We start from the raw sequence: 7,078 nt of genomic DNA on the forward strand, positions 1-7,078 counted from the left end.
TAAAACGCAACAGTGTATAATCGAATCCAAATTTTACCAACAGTTGCCGAGTGTTCGATGCCCGGCGGCTTCGGTTTTTCCTTTTTCGATCCATTTCCCGAGTGTCATCGCTATGTCTATCCATAAACGGTTGCTGGGTGTTTTGTTGTCCTGTTCCCTCTTTGCGTCGCAGCTGGTGTGTGGGCAGACACTTGACCTGGATCAGTTGGAAAAACTCAATTCGGCTCAGCAAGGGGTACCGAGCAAGCAGCGCCAGTTTAGCCCGGTCAGTGCACCGATCAGGCCGTCGCCGTCCAATTCGCCAGTTCCCGGTTTTAATGCGTTCATCGGCAAATCCGGAGAGAGCCTTCGCCCCTTCGGCGAGCAGCTTTTTTCCGGCGGACTCGTTCCGTTTTCTGCCTCTGCGGATATGCCTGTACCCAACGATTATGTCGTCGGTGCCGGCGATACTATTGAACTACGCTTGTTTGGCAAGGAAAACAAGACCTATCAGCTGACCGTCGATCGTACCGGAGCGGTGACCTTGCCGGGAATGGGTCCGGTTTCGGTTGCCGGGATGAGCTACGAGATGGTTGGCAAAACGCTGCTCGAACAGATTGGCAAGCACAAGATCGGCGTCGAGGCGACCGTCAGCATGGGCGCCTTGCGCTCAATTCAGATATTCTTGATGGGTGAAGTCAACAATCCGGCTGGGTATGCCACCGATGCATTGACGACCGTCGTCAATGCGCTGTTGATCGGAGGCGGGATCAAGCCGACAGGATCGATGCGCAAGATCGAAATTCGCCGCAATGGTGCGGTGGTCGGACGCGTCGACTTGTACGAAGCGATGCTTCACGGCGGCAGCAAGGGAAATATTCGCCTACAGTCCGGCGACACGATCTTCGTGCCGACGGTCGGACGTCGCGTTGGCGTTGCCGGCGAAATCCTGCGGCCTGCGATTTACGAATTGGCCGCTGAAAGAACCGCGGAAGACCTGATCAATCTGGGGGGCGGCCTACTGCCAACGGCCTATGCGGCTCAGGCCAAGCTCGATCGCGTCGGGCAGGATGGCAACCGCTTGGCACTGGATGTACCGCTTAATTCGGCTGCCCAGCGCAGACTTGAACTGCGGGACGGCGATGTGCTCAGCATTCCGTCGATCGTCGCGCGTTGGGACAAGTCCGTTTCGCTGACCGGCAGTGTCGATCGGGCAGGGACTTACGAGTGGAAACAGGGGATGCAGTTGTCCTCGCTGATTCGTTCCTTCGATTCACTGGCTCGCGATGCCTTTCGGCCGCTGGCGATAGTCGAACGCGTCGATATGGCCTCCGGTACCCGGCGTTTCCATACCGTCAATCTGCTGAATGTGATTGACGGAAAGTCGCTCGAGCCCTTGCAGGCAGGGGATCGGATCATCGTCTTGAGTCAAGCCGATGTCGAATTCCTGTCGTCGGCCAATGTTCAGTTCGTTCTCACCGGTCGCTTGCCGCCGGACGACAATTCGGCGAATGCCGTTGCGGTTCAGGACAAGGATGAGTTGCAGACCGTCGCGGGCACTTCGAACGCCAGGAAGATCGCGCAAGGTGATACGCTGGACAGTGTCAAGGCGACGGTCGTTCGACCCGTCCAGGTGAAGTGTGCCGGGTTGATCGAGCTGTCGAATGTCATCCGCGGCGAAGGTTCTGAGCGCTTCCGGGCGGCCATTATGAGTTCGGGGCAAGGTACCGATTCGCAGCGTCTGGTAAAGAATTCCGGGTGCCCCGTACTTTTCCAGCAAACACCGGAATTGTTGACCTTCGTTCTGGAAAACGCCATTACCGTTCGCGGTGAGGTCAAGCAGCCTGGTGTTTTGCCCATACCCGAAGGTTTGCCGCTTGACGTGGCAATCAACGCGCGCGGCGGCATGACGCGTGAGGCAGAAAAAACGGGGGTCGAGTTATCGCGTCTGGTCGCTGGCAAACAGGGGCGCATGGCGCTGAAGCGCCACTTGGTCAAACTGGACGAGTTGGCGCAGGTTCAACTCGAGCCGGGCAATCTGGTGCTGGTGCGCAAACGCTTCTCCGAGATGGATACCGGGGTTGTCCGCATGTCGGGCGAGTTCGGGCATCCGGGTAATTTCGAAATCCGACGTGGCGAGAAACTTTCTGAACTCATCGCGCGTGCCGGCGGGTTGACGCCGCAAGCGTATCCGCTGGGTACTGTCTATCTGCGGCAGAGCGTCAAGGAAGAAAAGAAGTTTTTCTACCAGAAGGCCGCATTGGATCTGCAAAATGGCCTGTTGCTGGCGATGACACGGCAGCGTGCTTCAGGCTCTACGGTCGATGCCGGAGCCGGTGCTGTGGTGATGAACCTTGTCAATCAGATGCGAAGCATCGACCCGGTGGGCCGGATGGTGGTCGAGGCTGATCCGACGGTGCTTGAGGTACGCCAGGAACTTGATGTGACGGTCGAGCCGGGGGACGAAATTCATGTTCCGCGTCGTTCTTCATCGATCCTCGTGATGGGTGAAGTATTGAACCCGGGGGCTGTGCAGTTCCTGGCGGGCAAAAAGGCTGCCGATTACATCGCCGCCACAGGCGGGACGACGCAGTTGGCCGATGAGAATCGCATCTTTGCGATTTTTCCAAACGGTAGTGCCGAGCCGCTGAAGGTTTCGTCGTGGAATTTCCAGCCAACGCTTTTGCCACCGGGCAGCACTATCTATGTTTCGCGCGATTCCTTGCCGACGACATCCATGGATCTGATGCTGTTGTCGCTGCAGGTGCTGAAGGATCTGGCATTGTCTGCCGCTTCGCTCGCCGTTATTAACAGATAGGCGCACGGCACAGACAAGGATTCTTTGAATGCCGGTTAGCTGTCGTGGGCTGGAGACTAGGCTTCGACACCGTTTAATGCGCGCCAGAAATTGGTTTGCGGCATTGTTGTGTCTGATGCTTGCATTCGAGGCGAGAGCTCAGCTTGAGCCGGAACCGACGTTTGATAATTATTCCGACATGGGCGGAGTAGGCTTGATGCAGATGCCAACGGGGCGATTTGCCCCTGAAGGAGAATTTGCGGTTTCCGTCACTCACACGAACCCCTACTTGCGCAATGCCTTGAGCATGCAGCCACTGCCCGGCGTCGAAGTGGTCCTGCGCTACACGACGATTCAGGATCGACTCTATGGTCCGGAAAATTTCTCGGGGAACCAGACCTATAAAGACAAGGGTGTGGACGTCAAGCTGATGCTGGTCAAGGAGTCGAGCACCTGGCCGCAGGTTGCGATCGGTTCTCGTGATGTGGCCGGGACCGGCCTCTTCTCTGGAGAATACCTGGTCGCCAGCCGTCGCTATTTCAATTTCGATTTCAGTTTGGGTCTGGGCTGGGGCTATCTTGGGAGCCGGGGGCAGATTAAGAATCCGCTGGCCAGTCTGTTCAGCAGCTTCAAAACGCGTGAAAACAACCTTGGCCAAGGTGGGACGATTTCCAACCAGTATTTTCATGGCGACCGCGTATCCGTTATCGGTGGGGTGACCTACCAAACGCCGATTAACGGGCTTACTCTGAAGCTGGAATTGGATGGCAACGATTACGTCAATGACCCCTCGGGAAAGCCGATCAAGGCTTCGGCGCCGATCAACTTAGGGGTTACTTACTCCTACGACAAATGGCTTGATTTGTCGCTCGGAGTCGAGCGAGGCAATGCGGCAGTGATCCAATTGGCGATTCATGGCAATCTGCACAAGGGAACGGGGTTGCCTAAACTTGACCCGGCGCCTGAAGTCCTCAAACCCAGGGATTTGTCTGAAGCCATCGCGATAAGCAAGGCCAAGGGGTGGGAGGCCGGCAATCAGCCTGAATTGGCACTGGCCAACGCATTGTTCGCAAAAGGCTATAAGGTTGACTCGGCCGAGATTAGAGGTCGAGAGGCCATTGTCGAGGCTTCGCAAAGCACCTATCGCAACAGTGCGCGCGCCATTGGGCGCGCGGCGCGAATCATGGCCAACAATGTTCCGCCACAGGTTGATGAACTGACCTATGTGAATCTGGAAAATGGCTTGGAGACCCAACGCGTTTCGCTGATGCGCAAGGATCTGGAAAAAGCGGTGAATTATGAGGGGAGCCCTGAAGAAATTGCCCAGCATCTGCGGGTCGGCGGGCCGGCCAGTGATCCGATGGCCAAGCCAGTTGCCATTCCCGACCGTTACCCTTCGTTTAGCTCGTCGTGGTCGCCGGCGATGAAGCAACAGATCGGCGGCCCGGATGGCGCTTATTTCTACCAGTTTCTCGTGCGCGGGAATGCTGAGCTACAACTGACGCGCCATTGGAGCGCAACCGTCGGTGCCATCTTGAATATTGCCGACAATCTTGCAGCACTCAAACTCCCTTCCGACAGCGTTCTGCCGCATGTGCGCAGCGACATCAATGACTATTTGAAAGAGGGCAAAACCAGCCTCTCGCAATTTCAGGCAGATTACCTCACCAACCTCGGGCGCGATTGGTATGGGCGCGCATCGGTCGGTATTTTCGAGGAAATGTTTGGTGGCGTGAGTGGTGAAATTCTTCATCGCCCTTACGACAAGCGCTGGGCCGTAGGGCTTGAAATCAATCGCGTACAGCAACGGGCTTATGACCAGCGTTTTGACTTTCTTGACTACAAGGTGACTACCGGACATCTTGATTTGTATTACCGCCTCCCGTTTTACAACATGACGGCGCAGGTCAGTGTTGGGCAATACCTCGCGGGCGATCGCGGAGCCACGTTTGCCCTCTCGCGGCAATTCGACAGCGGTGTCGTGATCGGCGCTTTTGTGACAAAAACTAATGTTCCTGCCTCGCAGTTTGGTGAAGGATCGTACGATAAAGGAATTGGCATCTCCATACCTATGGACATGCTTTCGCTTTATTCCAGCCGTGGGAATATGGGAGTGGTCTATCGGCCACTCACCCGCGACGGTGGGCAGCGCGTGAATATCGCCAAGCGGCTTTATCCGATGGTTGCCAACTCCAATACTGACAAGTTGATGAACGACTGGGGGCAAGTGCTTGAATGAAGTTCGCTGATCATATCCAGCAGCGGATGAGCCGAAGGCGTTATTCGTTGAAAATTCACTTATAGCGTTGCATGGCTAACTTGACATGGCGGCCCTAGTTGTAGCCCGTTTTTACGGCCACACAATGCGCCGTTTCAACTACAATGTCAGCCTTGAAAATTAGTTTGCATCGACGGAGCAGAATGAACCCCAACGACTCACACGCTGCAGAAGACTACCACGACGACGAAATTAACTTGTTCGAACTTTGGGGCACCTTGGTACAGAACAAATGGATCATTGTCATGATCGCAGCGCTTTGCGTATCAGCCGCAGCCGTCGTCGCCTTTACCATGACGCCCAAGTACGAAGCCGTGGTTCTTGCAAAATTCACGGAAGAAAGCAAGACGCTTGCCGGAGAATACGGAGGTCTTGCCGAGATGGCGGGGGTTAACCTGGGAGGTGGTGGCGGCACTAAGGACGCTTCCCTGGCCTATCTAAAATCCCGCGTCTTCATCGAAGGTTTCATCAAGGCAAACGATCTGATGCCCATTCTCTACGCGAAGCAATGGGATTCTCAAAACAAAAAGTGGCTGGTCGACGATCCTGAAAAAACGCCATCGCTCTGGAATGCCTTTAAATTTTTCTCGAGTATTTGTGTGGTTCAGCACGACAAGAAAACAAACCTCATTACCGTTACCGTCACCTGGAAAGACCGTGAGCAGGCGGTGGATTGGGCCAATTCTCTGATCAAGCGGGCTAACGCTAACCTGCGTGAAAAAGCCATTGCTGAGAGCCAGCTAAGTGTTGACTACCTGGAAAAAGAGCTTCGGAAAACCAGCGTTGTCGAGGTACAGCAGACGATCTACAAGGTCATGGAAACCCAGATCAAAATGATGATGATGGCTAATACGCAGGAGCAGTTCGCCTTCAAAGTCATCGATCCGGCGGCTTTAGTCGATGAAAACGCTTACGTCAAACCGAAACGCTCGATGATCATCACGCTTGGAGCAGTTTGTGGGCTAATTCTTGGCCTACTGTTCGTTTTCATTCGCCAAGCCATTAGAAATCGCCGTCAACGGGTCGCGGTTCTGTAACATCTGCTTGCACGGTGTTGTTCCATAAATCATTAATAGGCAAAAGCGCCTCTGTCCCTGTCTTTTAAGCTTCTTCGTTAATCTTGGGAATTCCAAGCTAGAAGTTGCTTGAAGCCACTGCGCAATAAGGGCTGCAGGGCTTCCTTGTTTTCAGGAATCTGACCTTTAAGAAAAAGAGCCGCAAACACTTGCCCAACTTTGACTCCTCAAAGTAACATGCCCCGCAGAATGCGGAATGCGTTCGGCGACAATGCAGAAATCGGTGTGTATCTAGTAGTTCGATCCGTCAATATATTCACAGATTTGTCGACATTAGCCATGATGCTCACACACAACGGATGGAGGTGATCATGGCGAGGAAGAGCGGGCGGGCAGCACTGGTGTAGTCAGAAGAGAACCGAGTCAAATTGGGCGTGCTTGCTTAATCGCGGACGGCCCCCGATCTACCGCCGGTTCCGGGCAAAGCGCCAAATGTCGGCAGAGATTATGAGTATGTCCGTCATGGCACGGTCTCCATCCTGGCGGGTATCGACCTGAACTTCGGCCATGTGTTCGCCAACGTTGAAGACCTGCACCGCAGCCAAGAGTTCGTCAATCTGCTCAAAATGATCGATACCTACTACCCGCCTGAGGCCATTATCCGCGTCGTCCTGGGCAATCACTTGGCCTACATTTCGCGCGAAACCATGGGTTATGGCTGAAGTCTTTACAAAACGTGAGCAGAATTCACCGCCCCTCTTTGGGGCAGCTTCGCGCCATTCTCCTCTCTCCCACTTGTGGGAGAGAGGGAAAACCGGTGCTCGCTGTCGGCGATTTTTTGGTTCCGGCTCGGCCAGCTTAGGTGTTAAGTGTTAACGGCCAGCTTTGCCACCACCATGTTTTCCACCATTATCCCAGCCATAACGTACCGTCCGTTGCCAGCGGTTATCCGCCTTGACAAATCTCGCCCCATTGGAGCCACCGAATCGCGGCCTAATGGTGCCAGCG

3 protein-coding genes and 1 pseudogene are annotated in these 7,078 nt (G+C 54.7%); all 4 read left to right on the plus strand.

The window, feature by feature from the left end; translation table 11 throughout:
* Positions 1-205: 205 nt before the first annotated feature.
* Positions 206-2,797, plus strand: a complete 2,592-nt coding sequence (locus ACOYNV_RS00625) for an SLBB domain-containing protein (protein WP_422897791.1) — start codon at positions 206-208, stop codon at positions 2,795-2,797.
* A 178-nt stretch (positions 2,798-2,975) separates the two neighbouring features.
* Positions 2,976-5,015, plus strand: a complete 2,040-nt coding sequence (locus tag ACOYNV_RS00630; RefSeq protein WP_422897797.1) for a YjbH domain-containing protein — start codon at positions 2,976-2,978, stop codon at positions 5,013-5,015.
* 182 nt (positions 5,016-5,197) lie between these two features.
* Positions 5,198-6,091 carry a Wzz/FepE/Etk N-terminal domain-containing protein gene (locus ACOYNV_RS00635; RefSeq protein WP_422897792.1) on the plus strand — a complete coding sequence of 298 codons (894 nt, stop codon included), beginning with the start codon at positions 5,198-5,200 and terminating at the stop codon, positions 6,089-6,091.
* A 431-nt stretch (positions 6,092-6,522) separates the two neighbouring features.
* A pseudogene (locus ACOYNV_RS00640) lies at positions 6,523-6,786 on the plus strand (IS630 family transposase); the annotation flags it as partial.
* Positions 6,787-7,078 lie beyond the last annotated feature (292 nt).

This window comes from Propionivibrio sp., from assembly GCF_049316945.1.
In the GTDB taxonomy this organism is placed as follows: Bacteria; Pseudomonadota; Gammaproteobacteria; order Burkholderiales; family Rhodocyclaceae; genus Propionivibrio.

What these genes read in the sequence shown, in the direction of transcription:
- ACOYNV_RS00630 (WP_422897797.1), top strand. Translation starts at nt 2,976, where the DNA reads ATGGGCGGAGTAGGCTTGATGCAGATGCCAACGGGGCGATTTGCCCCT.
- ACOYNV_RS00635 (WP_422897792.1), top strand. Translation starts at nt 5,198, where the DNA reads ATGAACCCCAACGACTCACACGCTGCAGAAGACTACCACGACGACGAA.